This window comes from Eubacterium sp. 1001713B170207_170306_E7 (assembly GCF_015547515.1).
In the GTDB taxonomy this organism is placed as follows: Bacteria; Bacillota; Clostridia; order Eubacteriales; family Eubacteriaceae; genus Eubacterium.
The window spans coordinates 574551-591874 of the sequence record NZ_JADMVE010000001.1 but is presented as its reverse complement, the minus strand read 5'-3'; the positions used below and the strand labels follow the sequence as shown (position 1 = coordinate 591874).

Annotated in this window: 14 protein-coding genes and 1 CRISPR repeat array; of the genes, 3 read left to right on the top strand and 11 right to left on the bottom strand. The window is 41.9% G+C overall.

All coding sequences use genetic code 11. From position 1 onward, the window contains the following. Positions 1-475: 475 nt before the first annotated feature. From I2B62_RS02965 to I2B62_RS02920, 11 genes are all read right to left on the bottom strand, one after another. Complete coding sequence (locus I2B62_RS02965) at positions 476-1495, bottom strand: hypothetical protein (protein ID WP_195267478.1); 1020 nt, start codon at positions 1493-1495, stop codon at positions 476-478. Between the two features lie 12 nt (positions 1496-1507). Beyond that, positions 1508-2251, bottom strand: coding sequence for a CRISPR system precrRNA processing endoribonuclease RAMP protein Cas6 (cas6, locus tag I2B62_RS02960; RefSeq protein WP_195267477.1), 744 nt, complete (start codon positions 2249-2251; stop codon positions 1508-1510). Beyond that, on the bottom strand, positions 2244-3392 hold the full coding sequence (csm5, locus tag I2B62_RS02955) for a type III-A CRISPR-associated RAMP protein Csm5 (RefSeq protein ID WP_195267476.1): 1149 nt from the start codon (positions 3390-3392) through the stop codon (positions 2244-2246). Before csm5 ends, cas6 begins: the two co-directional genes overlap by 8 nt. 20 nt (positions 3393-3412) lie before the next feature. Next, positions 3413-4381, bottom strand: coding sequence for a type III-A CRISPR-associated RAMP protein Csm4 (csm4, locus tag I2B62_RS02950; protein WP_195267475.1), 969 nt, complete (start codon positions 4379-4381; stop codon positions 3413-3415). A 14-nt stretch (positions 4382-4395) separates the two neighbouring features. Further along, positions 4396-5211 (bottom strand): type III-A CRISPR-associated RAMP protein Csm3, encoded by an 816-nt coding sequence (gene csm3, locus I2B62_RS02945; protein WP_243259396.1) that lies wholly within the window; start codon positions 5209-5211, stop codon positions 4396-4398. Then, positions 5211-5738, bottom strand: coding sequence for a type III-A CRISPR-associated protein Csm2 (csm2, locus tag I2B62_RS02940; protein WP_195267474.1), 528 nt, complete (start codon positions 5736-5738; stop codon positions 5211-5213). Before csm2 ends, csm3 begins: the two co-directional genes overlap by 1 nt. Continuing rightward, positions 5731-8214, bottom strand: a complete 2484-nt coding sequence (cas10, locus tag I2B62_RS02935; RefSeq protein ID WP_195267473.1) for a type III-A CRISPR-associated protein Cas10/Csm1 — start codon at positions 8212-8214, stop codon at positions 5731-5733. Before cas10 ends, csm2 begins: the two co-directional genes overlap by 8 nt. 531 nt (positions 8215-8745) lie before the next feature. After that, a complete protein-coding gene (locus I2B62_RS02930; protein ID WP_195267472.1) occupies positions 8746-9012 on the bottom strand; it encodes a hypothetical protein in 267 nt (88 codons plus the stop codon). 163 nt (positions 9013-9175) lie between these two features. Further along, positions 9176-9432: direct repeats of the CRISPR family, unit length 37 nt; unit sequence GTATAAACGTCCCTTTTCACAGGGTACCTGTTCTGAC. Positions 9433-10056: 624 nt separating this feature from the next. After that, complete coding sequence (locus tag I2B62_RS02925; RefSeq protein ID WP_195267471.1) at positions 10057-11847, bottom strand: viroplasmin family protein; 1791 nt, start codon at positions 11845-11847, stop codon at positions 10057-10059. Between the two features lie 1551 nt (positions 11848-13398). Further along, a complete protein-coding gene (locus I2B62_RS20605) occupies positions 13399-13527 on the bottom strand; it encodes a hypothetical protein (protein ID WP_279354764.1) in 129 nt (42 codons plus the stop codon). A 24-nt stretch (positions 13528-13551) separates the two neighbouring features. Further along, the gene (locus tag I2B62_RS02920) at positions 13552-14715 is read right to left on the bottom strand and encodes a uroporphyrinogen decarboxylase family protein (protein ID WP_195267470.1); all 1164 of its coding nucleotides are present in this window, start codon (positions 14713-14715) and stop codon (positions 13552-13554) included. 147 nt (positions 14716-14862) lie between these two features. On the opposite strand from I2B62_RS02920, the gene I2B62_RS02915 reads away from it, so the two are divergent. The 3 genes from I2B62_RS02915 to I2B62_RS02905 all read left to right on the top strand — a co-directional run bounded on the left by I2B62_RS02915 (position 14863) and on the right by I2B62_RS02905 (position 17316). Further along, the gene (locus tag I2B62_RS02915) at positions 14863-15510 is read left to right on the top strand and encodes a TetR/AcrR family transcriptional regulator (protein ID WP_195267469.1); all 648 of its coding nucleotides are present in this window, start codon (positions 14863-14865) and stop codon (positions 15508-15510) included. A gap of 242 nt (positions 15511-15752) precedes the next feature. After that, positions 15753-16247 carry an RNA polymerase sigma factor gene (locus tag I2B62_RS02910; RefSeq protein ID WP_195267468.1) on the top strand — a complete coding sequence of 165 codons (495 nt, stop codon included), beginning with the start codon at positions 15753-15755 and terminating at the stop codon, positions 16245-16247. Further along, entirely contained in the window at positions 16231-17316 is a 1086-nt protein-coding gene (locus I2B62_RS02905; protein WP_195267467.1) for a DUF4179 domain-containing protein, read from the top strand. The genes I2B62_RS02910 and I2B62_RS02905 overlap by 17 nt, the downstream gene beginning before the upstream one ends. The last annotated feature ends 8 nt before the right edge of the window (positions 17317-17324 follow it).

Below are 17324 nucleotides of genomic sequence, written 5' to 3'. Positions count from 1 at the left end.
ATATACGCCGTAAAGTAAAACGTTTATATAATTTATAAGGATTTTAAGGATATTTTTTTATTAACTATTACGTTTTTCACTTTAACAAATAAAAAAGAACCACTTAAAATCAGTGGTTCCTTTTTTGTTTGTCCCTTTCCACAGGGTACCTGTTCTTACCTTCGTTATCAAAAGGAATATACTATATTGTAACCTTGTATAAACGTCCCTTTCCACAGGGTACCTGTTTTTACAAAAAAAGAAGCAGCATGCATTCAGAGAGAACTTCATATTGTATAAACGTCCCTTTCTACAGGGTACCTGTTCTGACAGCACCCCTCCAGAGCCCGCATAAACAGGGGCCTCAGAGGTGCAAAAAAATGAGCGATTGGCGTTTTTTGTTCATTGGATCGAACAAAATGTAATTATTTATGTAAACTAAAAAGACTCTAATTTATTGTGCTTTTTATCAAATTATCAAATTTAACTTTCATCATTACATCATTAAATTAAGGATCGTCGTAGCTGTTTGAATAATGTTAATTTCACAGTTTGCATACGTTGTATAAAATGAATTATCTAAAGCCTGAATATATCCTTTATTTGTGTAAACAATACAGTATATTCGTTTTTTATCACAATAATTACAAATCAATTTACATAACTCGAAGTCCGCATTTTTAACTTTTTCCAATTCTTCATTATATTTTTTGTCTTTATTTTCTCCGGTTTTACGGTTCGGAATCTCATAGATAACAAGATCATGTCCATCCAGTATTTTCTCAATAGCTTCTTTATATTTGTTTGTAATATCATCTTTTATTTCAAGATCATTTTGCGATGTAATTTCTATACAGTCTTCATAATCGAGTGTCCATGTCTGGGTGTTTTCCTCTTTAACAGGAAGGTGATTTAAAAAGGTATTGACATATAAGTAAGTTTTTTTGGGGTCTTCAAAATAAATTTCCCCAGGATTTTGATTATTTTTATTCGTCATTTTTAATTCTCGATAATTGGTTTGAAGAAAAAGAGTTTGTGCCTTTTGAGCTTTTCGCTCTCTCTCAATGGCTTTTTCAAGATATTGCCGATTTTGATTGCCGCCAATATAGTGATTGATTCCAGACTCTGAAATATCCAACTCCTGCTTAGCAATCGTATCTTGTATTTCAGCTCTCGTTCTAAAACCAAAAAATCCAAGCAGAAAAATGCCGATTGCACCGATCAAGGAGATCAACCACACAAGATGCTGGCGCTGTGTCTCAATGAAATCCTGGTGCCGCACCATCTCGTTTTCTATAAAATTCAAATGGGTTTGCTCCAAAGTTTTATTTTCATCTCCAGAACTTTCGATGGCTGTTATTTTGTTTTGAACAGATTCTATTTCCGATTCCGTTTTTTCCATGGATGTGAGTAGGCTGAAGCCAATCACGATAAATACTGTCAGTAACACCAAGCAAAATACAAAGGTAAGTCTTTCCATATGTTCTGCTGTATCATTTAATTTATTCAACTTCATTTTCATTTCCTTTTAATCAAAATTAATATGTACGCCGCCCATTCCAAGGGTTGTTTTAATACCAATACCGGCAAAGTTCGCGTAGTGTAGCAAAAGATTTCCAAGCCGGACGATGCTGTCTGGGCCATCCAGTTTTAGCACGGCTTCGCCGCTAAACCCTTTTACAAAGCCTTTTCCAATTTGCAAGCGGTTTGTCCGCAGCCGATACTCAATCACCTCTGTGCTTTCGGCCAGCTCATAAATGATCTCCCGATCATAGACTTTTAATGGGCCGGAATAGGCGTCCCAACGGGATGCCAGATTGTGAAAAAGCATGTGCATTTGAGGAAAAAGAATATACTTCTTGTCTGATCGGAAGGCCGTCACAGTTTCAAAGGTAATCTTGACGACTCGCTTTGGCTTTTGTGTTACGAGACACTGATCCAGCAACGCTTCATAAGTGGCTGGCTTGAACTTTTTGACCGACGCCACATCTGCGGTCAGTCCGTTATACTTTAGCTCAATCTGCTCTAAAGATAGCAATGGCTGCAGAAGCTGCTCGTAAGCTAACGCATCAAGGGTTGACACCTGCCACGTAGCTTGCTTGGGATCTCTGTGCATCCGAAAATACTGACTGAAGGGCTTTAACTGGTTCTCGTGCAGAAAAACACCATAGTCGCTGCTCACACGCTCCATTAAGAATCCATGGAACAAAGACCCCATATGATAATTAAAGGGGAGTTCGGACTGTAAATGTAATTCAATATGGTTAAGCATTGTCTCCGACCTCCAGCTCTAATTTACAAATCCCCATCATCTTATCATTTGCCAGTTTAATGGTGTGGGGAGCAAAATCTTCCTCGCCGCGTCTTTTGACCATATCCAAAATATTGTGTGTCACTCTTTGAAAGGCATCATCGTTATTAAAAAGGGCAGCTAACAGAGTTTTCGTATGAAAGCCTGTACCCCCTCCCAAAAATAAGAAAATTAAACTTTTTCGGTTTATTATAGCTGGCGGAATAAATTTTTTTATCTCATCATAAAATTTGGAATAAATCCCATCTTCATCCAACAATAGCTGTTTTTGTATTCTAAGCGCATTTTTTAAATCTTCGAAATTGTCAATTTCTGTGATTCGATCAAAATCAAAGCGCGCTTGAAATGTAAACTCTATTTTTTCACAAAGGCACTCGCGATAAAATGGCAGCCAATTATCTTTTCCATCAAGATTTTCGCTTAGGATATAATCATGCTTCTGATAGATCTCTAACTGGCTTTCTTCTACATGATTGGAGTCACTGATTAAAACAGGCGATGGTAAAAACGACTTCGTGTTAAAACCTGAAAAAAATCGTTGCTCAAGATAAGCGTCCAGATCATCTCCAATTTGGGTTAACGTCTGTTTAATTTTCGTTCCTCTTGCATCACTGTTTTCTTCGAAGACGTTTATTATTTCCTGCCGTTTTTCTTCAAAATAAACTTTATCACTTTTGTTGTCATTGTTTATCAAAAAATGACATTTCAACACATTATTAATTGCGCCTTTCAGGGAAGTGCCTGGGATGTAAGGTTTTCCATATGCGTCGCGGATAAAGGCAGCCACGGAACCTATTCTTCTCGCATTTCCAATATCTGTATTTGCAGTAACTGTTCGGCTTCCCACTATTTGCAAGAATTCGTCCTGCTGTATCTCCTGTTCATTTAACCAGTGATAGAGTAACGCGCTTTTACCTGCTAAATAGTCACTAAAAGTCTTACTCTTTTTATTTTCATAAATCCATTGCTCCAATTTTTTCTGATTCACAAAATTCAGATTGCTGCCTCTGCTATTTGCCATAAAATCCTTGTTTGATGTAAAGCTCTTTCCTGAGCCAATGAACACGGGCGTCACTGTTTTTAACTTAATGGTCGCTGTCATTTCGTTTTTTCCGGATATAATCATATGCCTAAACCTAAGTAAAACCCTTTCCCATAACGATATACTTTCTGAATGCTTCGATCCTCTCCGACCTGATCTGGCGATACATCGGCCAGTGTTCCTTCGATTTTTTCCTTTAGAATTGAGCCGGTTTGTATCATTGTGACGGACTTTCTTTTTAGGCCTATTGGCTGCACAAAGCCCTTTCTTTCAAGCAAGCTGATATAACAATCTTCATCTAAAATTTTCTTAATCTCTTCTGGCTTTGGCAGAACCAGCGAGAGGTTCATGAAGGGCCCTTCTTCTTTGCTGATCCGCCGGTACAGGATCTTTTCAGTTTCTAAAGCAGCGGTTTCAGTTTCGACATGGCGTTCAACGTCAAATTGGCCATACCCAATGCTGCGCTTGCCCCCCAGTCCTGTGGTCTGAAGGCTCTCCATGACTTTTAATAATTCTGCCCTAAGGTTTTCTGGTATATCGACCAAAAAATACAGACCGGCATTTTCCAGAAATTCATAGGCAGAGACCAGATAGGGTCGGGAATGCGTTCCTTTGGTATTGACCTTGGTGTTGCTGTAATCCAAAACGAAGCGCGGTTTGGTGTAGGTAGATAGTGGGTTATCCGCATTAAAAATTTCCCTGAGGTATTGCTCAAAATCTTCCAGTGACAGATAGTCTAATTTCTTTACCTGTTTGAAGGTTTCTGGAGGGATGGTCTTTTTTAAGTACAGGCCCTCTGGCTTTGGCAGATAGCATTTTTTCTCTTTATAAGGCAGCAGGTCGGAGATGCGAAATTGATTATTGTGCACACTGCTGAACAATTTTTCTAATGACGCTTCACCATTGATCTTAATCCATTCATTACAAATCGCACTGAATAGTGTGTCCGAATGGCAGGTAAAGGCTGCACGGTCTAAACTCCCTCGGTCATAATCGCTCCCCCAACGGACAGGGCTTGTAAAACGCAAATAGTATATTTCAACGGACATGGTGTCACCTTCTATTAATCCCGCGATTTTCCATCGAGAATCTCATTTAGCTTTAACTCTATAAGCTCTTCAGCGCTTTTTTTATACGCTTTTATTTCTGTTTGTCTATTTTCGATTGCGAGCTGTCCATAACCTCTTGTCCCTGAACTTCCGAGGTAGTCATATTCCAGCGTATCAAAGGCGTCACATAAAGTCATCATATCCTCATTTATCTCATCAATGTTTTCAATATTATAGATGATTTGAAGGTCAAATTGTGTGCCGGCGGGTACACGCTCAAACTGTCGGGGATTGGCAATACCGGTTACCCGATTAATGGTGTTTTCAAATTTAATTTCCGTTAAGTACAAATCTGTATCCAACTGTTTCAACTGTTCAAGGCTTTCTTTTTTAATAAAGCAATCGGAAAACTGGAGCCGCGCCGCAATGGCCATCTCCTTATCACTTGTCCCAAAAAGGCGTTTTATAACAACGGGCTCGTTTTTCATGAACGCATCATATTTCTGATTAAAACTTTCCTGTTTTTCTTCTGCTTTTTTCCCTTCAGTGTTTTCTGTTTCCAGGTTGCTTTGTAATTCAGTAACTTCTTCTTCGTTGTCCCAGCAGTAACGCCGTTCCAGTAAATGGCGCAGTTTTCCCTTGAGTGTACTTCCTGGAATGATGGGTTCTCTTTTCAAGGGATCTCTTATGACGACCTTATCAACGGTTCCAATGGCTGAAAAGTCTGATCCCCCTCCAATGAGCATTCCTGTCTTGAGCGTTATTGTTCCGCTTATAACTACTTTCCCCAGCAATGTTATATATCGTTTCATGTTCTCTGCACTCATCATTACACCTTCTCTGACTCGTAATATTTATGATAGGCAATCAAGGCCTCAACATAGTTCGCTAGAAGATAAAAATTTTTCGCAATATCTTTGCCGGTTGTATTTTGGCTGCTTGCATCCTCGGCACTCTTTTTTATGATTGTATCAATCAGGTACACCAGATTTGCTTTTTTCATCAAGTTCTTTAGATTTCCATTATTGCGGGCCGCCTGATAGACCAAATGCATCTTCAGACTATCCAGCTTTTTCATCATATCCTTTACTAAAGACCTACTGTTTGCAGTTTTTTTCCCCTCTTCCTGACCCGTTTTGTTAGATTCCAATTGATTTCGAATGGATACCATATCGGTTAAAAAATTTCGAATCTGGTTCGCTGTGGCTTCTTTCTTTTCGTCATTGATGTCTTTTATTACTGCTTCTGCAATGACGCTGATCTGTTCTTTTTCTAATCGTTCAAGGGTTATTGACGTCCCGATTGCGACATTTTGCTTTTTTGAGTTTTCGGACTTTTTCTGGGCTGTTTCACTCATGTTCTTTGTTCCCTCCTCCTTCTGGTTTCTCCCGATGTAAAAAGATAAAGATGGTCACTGCTGTGATAAATTCCTTACGATCCCAATCGTTCTGTATCCACTGGTATATTCTCTCTCTGAAGTCGTAATAGGTATCCCTGAGGGGTTTTGGGGCAGCGGCGGATGGCTTGCGCCTTCCGATCTCATAGGCCAGCCTGGCAATGTTAATATTCTGGGGACTGGCGGTTTCAAATAGATTTTTCAGACGATAGATGAAGCTGTTTCCTGCTTCAAGGGGCTGCCCATTTTTGTCAAGTCCCTGGACAAACCATTCGGTCAGGGCTTTGAATTTATCGGATAGGACATATTGTTCAAAATCGGGCCAGGTGTAAATATGGTTCTGCCGATCCTCTGGGGTTCGCTCTCCGAATAACGCGATGTTGTTCTTGTGTGGAATGCGTTCTCTTTCTTCAGGACGCCGCCAGTGATCCCATTCTTTTGCTTCGCTCTCGAGCACTTCGGTATCCTCGGCCATCCTGGAAACAGGATAGGTGCAGTGAAAGAGTCCGATGCCTGCGGAAAAGCTTAGCTTTCCATGTGTGTAAGCTTCAAAGGCTTTCTGCAGATCCAAACTGAATTCGATGGTGTCTTCCCAGGTACCGATGACAAACATATCATCCCCTCCAGAGTAGACGATAACTAAGCGTCTTTTTTCAGGATTTACTGATTTTCCCGGTAGCTGGGTGGCTGTTTCCGCTTGGCTGTCCTGGCAGAGCGTATTGACTTTTTCTTTGAAGAATACGGACAGCTGCCGCGACAGGGCGGCGTAACGGACAATACTCACCTCACAATGGGGTGTTTGGCCACGCGGTTCTCTGATAAAGCCATTTACAAAGGTGGCTCCAAGGTTATCCACGTCTGCGCGCATCACTGCCAGCCGTTTCGCGCCTTCACTGCGATTGGCCAGCTCTTCAAACTCGATTAAATGGCCTGTTTCGTCCTGTGAGGGGATATTATAGTTGGCGAGCAATAGTCGGTAGCAGTCTTCAATGTTGAGCTGATACGCATTTGCCGCATAGATGTGATGGTAAGTCTTTGGATTTTTCTGATCAATGAAAGATTTCATTGGTTCGATGTCCAGGATGTATTTTTGTTCGGGCTCCAGCGTTGGAAGAAAAATGGCTTCATTATCTTTTTCTGTATCTGGATAGATGACAATCAACGGTGTGCGCGCCTCATCAAACCGCACAATATGATCCCCTAATTGGATAAAGTTGGCGCAGCTTTTGCAGATTTCACCCTCGCCTTCTTCCCACGCTTTCAAATCTTTTGTGGATCGGTGGCATACGTTACACTCTCTGCCATCCTTTTGGTTTGCGTTCAGACTGCTGTCGGGATCAAAAAGGGCTTTGAGGTTTTCTTCAGTATAACGATGAAATTTTGCTTCTGACAGCTTTTTATTGACCCGGTCATAGAGTGCGCCGGTTTGGTTTTTTCTTGCTTCATCTGTAAACCCATTGGCCAATTCGACGGATGAACAGGGCACTGCAGCGATGGCAAGATACATTGACAGGCCATAGCGCTCAAGCAGCTGGTCATTGATGATGGCCTGTGCTTTCTCGATCCATTCATTGGCTTCCTGGGTATTGGGGAGCAACAGGTAAAAATGGCCGCCGCCTGTGTACAGGGCGTTAGCTCTGCATAAGGACAGCTTTTCAAGCAGATCATCGATCAAATTTTCCACGAGGATCTCCAGGAAAAAGGATCGGCCACGGAGTGATTTCATGGCTTTGGTGCTGCTGATGGTATAAATGAATTTCTGTATGCCGAAAATAGTTCCTGACACGAACAGAAACTTATTGACCTGACGCTCATGGTCGTTTGCGAGCTCAGCACACTCCAGTGTCTGACTATCTTCATGGTAGGCGTGTAGTGCTGTCGCGATGGCAGTCGTCATTTTGGTATAGTCATAGACTGAAATATCCTGCTGCCCGGGTGTATTTGTCAGCAACGGCACTTCGGCCGCCACACGTTCTAAAACCTGGAGTAAGCCATTCGGCGGGAGCGCTTGTTTCTGCAAGGTTTCTAAGCCTGATTTAAAAGCTTCGATGAGGGCCGCATAATCCGGCGCTTCTGCTTTTCCCCCTGGAATGGGTTCTCGTTCATTGGCCAATGTATCAAAGACACTTTCAAGTGATGCAGCCGGGTTTTGGACTGACAGATTTTCCTGAAGCAGCGTATCGCTTGCCAGGGCGATCTTTCCCGCTTCGCTGATCAATTGGTAAAGGCTCCTGTCTGGTGACACAGATGCTTCTATTTTCTCATTATTCAAAGCGATTGGCGCCTCGGCCAGCACTCGCAATGACTCCTCGAGTTGTTCATTTAAAAAGGCGATACCGCTCTCAACTGGGGTATGTGTCCCTTCGGCCCGGCTCACCAGCAAACCGATAGTGTGCAACAGAGCCAGCTGAAGGATTCTTTTATTATCTTTTTCCATATATTGGGATGATACCCGTTAGGATATCCTTCCGCACCTCCCCTTTTACCGCTTATGATGTTGCGGATAACTTCTATAATTATTAGAACACGTTTTCATCTATTGCGCAAGGATAAAAATTAGCACCTGACAGGGTGCTTTGTAGAAAAAAAGAAGAACCACCCATTGAATGCCTGGGTGGTTCTTCTGAGTGAATATAAAAAAACTTAAGATGGCGACCCTTTCTACAGGGTACCTGTCCTGACTTTAATTGAATGTTTAGATTCTTTAGAATATTTAATTGTATAAACGCCCCTTTCTACAGGGTACCTGTTCTGACGAATACAATTTTTACACAGTATTAGAAAGACAAATGTATAAACGTCCCTTTCTACAGGGTACCTGTTCTGACAGCACCCTTCCAGAGCCCGCATTAACAGGGGCTTCAGAGATGCAAAAAAATGAGCGATTGTCTTTGGTGTTTTGACGGCCAAAGGTGTCTAACATTTTATAAATAATGGTGCTGTTTTCCAGCACTAACTTTTCTATTAATCAGATTTTAGGAATCAATCTTTCGATCAGTTCGCCCACTATTTGTTCGAACCAGATGATGCACTGGCTGGTTATGAAATGAACCATTGCTGTAACAACAGCCGTGCATCCTGGGATGCGTGTGATCAGCCAAACCAGGGCGAGCAGACCTAAACGTATTCCCCAATGCAGTCCCGACATTTGCTCTTTATCTGCATCAATTGATATTCCGATGCCGCCTGCAAGCTTGAAAGCGATGCGGTACAGCAGCTTATCGGTCCAGCACATCAGGATCGTGGTTAAAATTGTCCCAATAATGTACTCGGAATCGCTTGTGTAGTCAAATTGATAATTGATGTACAGGCTCCATATGAGGTAAACACCCCTTAGAATTTGATTTACGCTTATGCACCCTTTCTTTTTGAGATTACTTGTTCAGTTTTCGAATGCTTTTCTGCCGTCCCTCTCTGCAGGGTACCTGTTCTGACAACTTGAGCCAAGGGCAATGGCTAAAGTTAACGGCTGTATAAACGTCCCTTTTCACAGGGTACCTGTTCTGACGTGAACATTTAGTAGTGGATCCAAGCTTTGCTATCGCAGTATAAACGTCCCTTTTCACAGGGTACCTGTTCTGACCCAGACAAAGATTTTATTCGCGAAAAGGAGAAATGGTATAAACGTCCCTTTTCACAGGGTACCTGTTCTGACAGCAACCTTCCAGTGCCCGCATGAACAGGGGCTTCAGAGGTGCAAAAAAATGAGCGATTGTCTTTTAGCACTCTTTGACCCAAGGTGCCTAACATTTTATAAATAATGATCTTATTTTCTGGTACCGGTCTTTCTGATTATTGACACAGCACTTCACTCTAGGTTTTGATTAAAGGGAATGTTATGGTTAAATTGATGCTTTATTTAAATTATACACTTAAACTATTTTTTTAGCAAATGTATAAGCTTCTACTTCTGGTCTCAATGATTTGTAAAACAGCGATCTGAGAACCGATAAAAAAATCGTTGAATTATTCTACTCTCAGGAAACTGACAGCTGGCAAATAACAGGTAAGAATTCAAATATTTCAAATATTCCTTGATAAATAACATACAACACCATATCCCAATCATACACATTGCCATAATAAGCCTATGTTTACTCGTTAAGCGATTAAATGTATTCTAGACAATATTTATTCAATAAAAAAAATTTAATCGCTAATAACGGCAATTTTAGTCTAAAAAACGGAATCTAATCAGACCTTCCCTTTCTAAATACAGCACATTAGTCGATAGTTTTAGAATCCTCTCCGCTTAAACTCATCTAATCTACTTAATATTTTATTTCCATAAAAAATCTGTGTTATCCATATGAACTTGACGTGTAGTTCTTTTATTAACGCGATACTTCTTCAACGCCTGATCTGCTGCTTCTTTGGAGGTAAATCTTCTGTATAATGCATTCTGATAACCTTTGATCTGAGCCATACAGGATTCCCAATCACGAAACACCCCCCGTTGTCTTCCTTCAAATACAACAAAAAAATCTCTTGTTTGAGAAATCGTCTCTGTCTTTATCTTTATTTCTGCTTTCCTGTAATCCGGATTGTCCCATGTTTTTATACTTGATTTTTGGCTAAAAATGCGATTCAAGATGCTTGATGCCTGGGCTTTAGTTAACTCTTTGGTATCGAATTCCGGATAATTTTTTTTGATCCATTTTATTTGCTTTTCAGATGCAGGTGCCTTCCCCCATGCGTTCACCTTTTTTTGATTCCAAATTGCCTCGTCTTTAGAATACTCGTTAATCAGGCACCGGTGTAAGGAGTCAATCGCTTCCTGAAATGACACTCTTTTCTTTCCGCATAGAACCTGTCCGCATTCGTCCGGCGGTGGAATAAGGTATCGCTCTTTAGGCAGTGTCAGGAGAAGCCCGCCATCTGGCATTCGGAAGAAATTGATGTTCCGAAGGTTAATTTTCTGTTGCTGTGCCCATAAATTAACTAGTTCAGCATTGTCTCGCCATCTTAAAGGTGTATCGGCAAGTCCCAGGGCTTTTTGTGGAAGATCTAACAAATCGCCCTCCAGCAAAATTCTTTCATTTTCTGGAATCTCTTCTAGACTAATGCCCAGAAGTGAAGGTGCTGAGCATAGGTTGAGTTCTCCTGAAACGCCGATCATATCAATGAGGTTCAGGGCTTCTTTACCAGGATACAAACGGGTTCCTCTCCCAACCATTTGAGTATACAAAGTTTCACTCTGTGTTGGCCTGGCAACAATGATCGTCTCGATATTAGGAATATCCGTTCCTTCTGTAAAGATCATGCAGTTTACCATGCAGTTACATTCCGGATCGGTTTGAAACTGATCAATAATTTTCTGCCGATCTTCGGTATCGCCAGTTACGGAAACCGCGCCTGGTATCGCTTCGGCAATGGCTTCAGCATGTTTAACGGAAACTGCGAAGATTAGTGTCTTCCCCTTGGCCATATTGTTATAGACATCCGCAATTTCCTGGATGATTTTTTCACTTGTCATGGCAGCTTCTAAATCGTTTATCTGAAAGTCTCCCATACTGGTGCGCAAATTGCGCAAATCACAGGTCATTTTGGAACGATAGCAGTTAATATTGCTGAGATAGTGGTTTTCAATCCCCCATTTAAGATCACGGTCAAAGACGATTCGTTCATAAATATCATCTAACCGTTGGTGATCCCCTCGGTTCGGCGTTGCGGTTACGCCTACGTGTAACCGCGGTTTAAAGTAATTAAAAATTTTTTTATAGCTTAATGCCGCTGCATGATGCGCTTCATCTGTTACCAGAATATCGAAATCGTCTGGAGAAAATTGATCCAGCCGTCTCACCAATGACTGTACTGACGCAGATACGACTTCCTCACCTTGACTGTGTTCCGGGCCCTGTTCAATTCCAAAAGAACAATCAAAATACTTTTGGGGTTGTCGCACCAGTTCCTTTCGATGTGAAAGAATTAGCATCCTCCCACGGCGGGGAATCTGTGAAAACATAACGGTCTTTCCCAGCCCCGTCGCCATACGGACTAAAACAGCACCTTCTTCCGGTAACACTTCGATGCATTCTTTTTGATAGGGCCTCAATGTGTATCCATTCACTTTTCTCCCTCCCAGCTCTTTCCTCTTTTTCTTTCATTATATCCTATCGATCCCTACTGTAAAGGCTTTTTAGTGGTTTTCTTCCAGGTTTAAGGTTTGTAACAATCTCTGTATACTATGTATATATATACAAAAGCATATAGGATGAAATTTTCGTTTCACTCAAATTTCTCCAATTGGATCATCCCAACAGTGTTTTTTTCCTTCGTCAAAAACACCCCCCCTAAATATCACGAAAAAAAATTAAACTTATATTACTGTGCTAATCAATGATATACATAAGTAATGCTATATGCTTTTTCGTGTTATTTAGGTAAAGTGTCTGGACATTTTTTGTTTTATTAAGTCGAACACCCGCTTTGCTTCAACAGAAAGTATCTCTCCTTCTTTCCTCCACATCAGCAACCCACAAGAGATCCCGCCCATGCTTTTAAATCATTTCAGATTTGGATGCATTCTCCTACGTCATTCTTTGCTTAAAAGAAAACTCATGTCAAAAGATGCTACGTACATAAAAAAGAGAAAACCAATGTACGGACTGAGTGACGGGCAATTCTCTGCATGGGCTTGCCAAACCCCGATGGCTGTTCTTTTTATCTCGGCAACAGCATTGCTCTGGAACCCGGGTTTACCACACAGAAATGCCCGGTGCAAGCCAATTTTCTTAAAATTGGCTTGCACGCTATTGACAGATTTATACATACGCTATATAATAACTATAAGTAACTATAGCGTATTTGTTTTTTTCTGTGTGATAAAACAAATATTAAGTTGTCGCCGCTGTTCCAGCAGCGGCTTTCTTTTTTTAGGTGGTTTTTCTAGTATTTCTAATTCCTATTTGTTCACCTCCATCTATCATTTCCTTCTTATTGATTAACCTTTTCTTGATTAATCGAACAAACCTGAACACCTGCATATTCTAAGGCACCATTCCACGAACCAAACCGTCGAATAATTGTCCAATATCTTGCAACCTCTCGGCATTTTGGCGTTCGACCTAGCTCTTCAGCTTTAAATCTCAAAATATTCAGCAAACATTCGTCACTATACTTTTTTTCTCTCCGCATATTAATCTTTTCCTTAATCAATATTTCATTAACAAGTATCTTATTCGTTTTTCTGCCCAATCTTCTGCCCGAATAATTTTTTTACGCTCAAATTTACGCTGCCTAAATATTGGCATAAAAAGAAGGGCTTCAGAATTATTCTTCTAAAAACCCTTTTAAAACTGCGCTTTTTACGCAGGTTGCTTGTATTATACAATAACTTGTCAATTCAGGAAGGTTTATCAAATAATACATACCACCAAAACATTGACATTTGTATTCCTCCTTGATAACTTATTTCTTTCACTTGTTATCAAGTATACCCATGTTATGCGAAAATGTATGTTGCTTTAGCAACATTTTTGACAAAAACAGTTTTTTAAGGATTTTTATGCAGTGCACTTCCAGGCATTAGAATAAGCTCCCCTTCACGCGGGCAATTTATTATTTTGCCGTGTCGCGAGGAGAGCTTTCTAAATTTATTATTTAGACTGGCTGTTTCTTTTTATCCTTCAAGAAGCATCAAAATAAAATACGCCTGCATGGCTTCAATCTGTTCTTCTGACTCTAAAAATTGCCCCCATACTCTTGTCTTAACCAGCTCCATCAGTTGTTCCATCTCTGTTTGTTTCATTTTTGAGTTTTCCTTTCTACCGTTTTATTTGTATACCGCGTAATCATGAACAAAATCTGTGACTGCTTTTAAATTCTCTGGTTTTCCATCATTGGCGGAAAGCATAACCTTGTCAGCGGCAAAAACATAACCGCCGCCGGGCGCCAGGTCATCAATCAGTGATTTTGCAATATCAATGCACTGCTCCTTGGTTTTATACTGCAGGTCTGTCGTCTTTATACCGCCGCCAATACAGATGGTATCGCCAAAAACTTTCTTGGCCTTTCGGAGATCGTCCTCCTCAAAAAGCCCCAGAATACAGTTTTTAGGCAATTCTGTCAGATATTCATACAAGTGTTCCCAGTTTTTCTCGAACAGGATCATAAATTTATAGCCCTGACCCGCAAAATGCTCAACATAAGCCTTAAAGGAGGGCCAGTAGACTTTTTCGAAATCCTTTGGCTTGAGATATGGCGGCAAATGCAGGAACACGCCGAGGTACCGGTCCTCTGCGGGCTGCGGCAGTACTGCGTAGGTGGCCATAATATCATATTGAACCAGCTTCATGCAGGCTTCTGCCAGCGCGTCAGAATTTCTTCTTACGTCCATCATTGTGCCCTTGAAATCCCTCATATAGTCTAAGAACAGGTCTCCGGGCATAAAGGGAACAGCCGCGGTGCAAACAGGAAGACCGTGGTCAGCCTTATAGCGTTCTGAAAGAGCCTGTCTGCTCTGCCCAAAATTACTAAACTCATTGATTGTATTCATCAATCTGGAGAACTTTTCCTCAACGGTGCCGTCCTGAAAAATTCCGCATTTTCGCGGTAAAATCTTATTGACGATAAACGCCATCGGATCCTTGATAAACTCTGGATATTCATCTGCGCTCATGATCTCCGATTTACTTGTAGCGATCTGGATGGTTTCTGTGTTATTGCTGTAAATACCGCCGCCCAGTGATTCTGCAAATTTCAGGGGAAAGGTAATACCCTGGAACGCGCCCATATCGTACTGAAAATCGGTCAATGCCTTGGAGTATGCCGCGTACTCAATTTCAATATTCTCTTTAGCCTCACTGAGGGTCGTTCCGTAATAAGAAAGCGCCCAGTTGTCAACCAGTCCAAAAATCGGCACCCGGTCATTTTCTTCATGCCGGATGGCTCTTCCCATACGTTTTACCCGTTCATCGTACAATTTTAAATTATCCATTAGCTTTCCTCCTTAAAACGTTTGTATTTCTTAATTGCTATTATATAGATCATGATCTATGAAGTCAATCTTTTTTTGATCATGATCTATATAATCCAGTAGCCATTTAAGAATTAACGTGGTATAATCTGTTGGGAGGCCATATTTATGAAAAAAAGTCAAAAAACAAAAGAGCATATTTTAAACACCGCAAAGCATTTATTTTATACACAGGGTTACCAAAATACAACAACGCGTCAGATTGCCGAGAAATCTCAAATTTCGCAGTCTGTGCTTTTTTATCACTTTAAAAACAAAGAAGACATTCTGCACATTCTGGTTCGTATCTATTACCAAAATCTGAACGCCCAGGTTCTTGATACTGACCCCAGCCTTTCTAAAATGGATCTGCTTCTGGCATATTTCTACGTGCAGTTTTTTTCCCTTTACTATAACCGGCGTTTTAAAGATCTCATTCTTCAGTCTGAGGACACCGTGGTCGATATCCTTTACAATGACTACTGTAAAACGCTTTTTCCTTCGCTAAAGGATACCCCCACTCCGGAGGACCAGCCGCTGATCGACATCACCATTTTCATCGCTTCACAGAACGCTGTTTTGCGTCTGGCGGATAAGGAGGGGCTTAATCTTGGTTTTGAGCGTCTCATTGAAATTCTTTTAAATCTGATGAAATCCTATCTTGCCCTAGATCCCGCCAGCATCGAAAAAGCGCGCCCAAAAATTGAAAATACCGCGAGAAAAATTGATTACAGCAAACTGAATATTTTTTCGGATGATTTCTGGATTTCCTTATGAGCGATAAAGGGGACGCCATCGGCTTCCCTTTATCGCTTTTATTTTTTTGCGTTATCTTTTCCAGGCGCTATTTCATTTCTACTGGCTTTTTTGTTTTGATTGTAAGCAAGGGCTTCAGAAAAATATAAAAACACCAAAATTTTTTGTCGCTTTGTCAGAATTTGGGCATTATAATCGTATTATAGGTAAGTAACGTTACTGAAGCAGGCCAGCCAGGCCCTTATGAAGGAGTTGAGAAACCCATGAAAGCATTTGAAAATGACGAGGCTGAGCGGATTGTACAAGCCTATTCCGACCTGATCCTCCGTCTCAGCTATACTTATCTTAAATCAACACAGGACGCGGAGGATATCTGCCAGACCGTTTTGTTAAAATTTATGACCAGCGGAAAAGTCTTTGAGAGCGCAGAGCACGAACGGGCATGGATCATCCGGGTGACTGCCAATACCTGCAAAGACCATCTACGCAGGCTCCAGTACCGCCACACAGTCTGTCTGGAGGCTGTCGCCGAGCTGCCCGCACCGCCGGCGCCCGAAAGCGATGTCCTGGACGCGGTGATGGCTCTGCCGGTGAAATACCGAGAAGCCATTTATCTCTACTATTTTGAAGGCTACACCACAAAGGAAATCGGAAAAATGCTCGGCCGGAGCATTGCTGCTGTCAACGCACATCTGAGCCGGGGCCGAAAAAAATTGCGAACGCTATTAGGAGGCGAGTATTGTGAAAAAACCATTTGAACATGAAAAAGAGTATAACGACACTTTGCAGGCGCTTCATTTTTCACAGGAAGCAAAGAAACGCATAACAGAAAAACTGATAAATACAAAAGAGCAGCTCCCTGCCAGGCAAAAAAAGCAGCGTGCGCACCGCTTTCCAAAGCTGGCTGCAGCTGGCCTTGCCGCGGCCCTGGTCCTGTTTGTCGGCGTCAACACCTATGGTGTCCTGGATGCCGGTGAGGCGCTTCGCGGTGTCTTTGGCCCGACTGCAAACACCGAGATTATCGATAAGCTCGGCCGTCCCATCGGTGCATCCGATACGGACAACGGCGTCACCATCACCGCGGACGCGATCATGAGCGATGGCTATAATTTTGCGATCACCTACTCGATTGCCCGAGACGATGGAGAGTCCTTTGACATTGATCCTCTGGAGAGATCCGATGGCAGGCTGGACGCCTTTTTCGACCAGGCCAGCACGAACCTAGGCCTGTTTAGCGATGCACATGGCGGATCCTATTTTTATGATGTTAATCCGAATGACCATACCATTCAATACGTTGAAAAATTGTCCTATAACGACCTTATTAAGCCGGGCAGAACCGTTAAAGTTCAGTTCAGTAATCTCACTGCTTCCGAAAATACGGCGGACGGCAGCAGCGGTTACCGCCTGATCGCTGAGGGCACCTGGAACCTGAAGTTTGAGCTGAACTTTGAAACCCTCTCGGCAACCCCGCAGGCCGGTCAGACGCTGACATTAAACGGCATGACCGGAACCATTGATTCAGTCATGGTATCCCCGCTCGGCTACCGCTTTGAGTATACACTCAATGACCCGTCATCCTTTGAAGCTGCCCCGGACGGGCAGTCTCCGGATCAGCATGAACAGGAATGGGCCAGATTTAATACCTCCCCCTCCATTCATCTGGCTGACGGCTCTGTGCTCGACCTGTCTGATGGTGGCGGCAGTATGCACACCCGGGACGGTAAGACGGTCTGTGTCCGCAGCGGTGTATTCGACGAAATTCTTCCGCTTGAAAGCATCACATCCATTGATATCGGCGGTGTGGAAATTCCGGTTCATCCATAAACGAACAC

Coding starts and splice junctions, on each gene's coding strand:
- I2B62_RS02965 (WP_195267478.1), bottom strand. CDS start 1,495: ATGAAGTTGAATAAATTAAATGATACAGCAGAACATATGGAAAGACTT.
- I2B62_RS20605 (WP_279354764.1), bottom strand. CDS start 13,527: ATGAAACAAACAGAGATGGAACAACTGATGGAGCTGGTTAAGACAAGA.
- cas10 (WP_195267473.1), bottom strand. CDS start 8,214: ATGGAAAAAGATAATAAAAGAATCCTTCAGCTGGCTCTGTTGCACACT.
- csm5 (WP_195267476.1), bottom strand. CDS start 3,392: ATGACAGCGACCATTAAGTTAAAAACAGTGACGCCCGTGTTCATTGGC.
- csm4 (WP_195267475.1), bottom strand. CDS start 4,381: ATGTCCGTTGAAATATACTATTTGCGTTTTACAAGCCCTGTCCGTTGG.
- I2B62_RS02910 (WP_195267468.1), top strand. CDS start 15,753: ATGAAAGCATTTGAAAATGACGAGGCTGAGCGGATTGTACAAGCCTAT.
- I2B62_RS02915 (WP_195267469.1), top strand. CDS start 14,863: ATGAAAAAAAGTCAAAAAACAAAAGAGCATATTTTAAACACCGCAAAG.
- csm3 (WP_243259396.1), bottom strand. CDS start 5,211: ATGATGAGTGCAGAGAACATGAAACGATATATAACATTGCTGGGGAAA.
- I2B62_RS02930 (WP_195267472.1), bottom strand. CDS start 9,012: ATGTGCTGGACCGATAAGCTGCTGTACCGCATCGCTTTCAAGCTTGCA.
- cas6 (WP_195267477.1), bottom strand. CDS start 2,251: ATGCTTAACCATATTGAATTACATTTACAGTCCGAACTCCCCTTTAAT.
- csm2 (WP_195267474.1), bottom strand. CDS start 5,738: ATGAGTGAAACAGCCCAGAAAAAGTCCGAAAACTCAAAAAAGCAAAAT.
- I2B62_RS02920 (WP_195267470.1), bottom strand. CDS start 14,715: ATGGATAATTTAAAATTGTACGATGAACGGGTAAAACGTATGGGAAGA.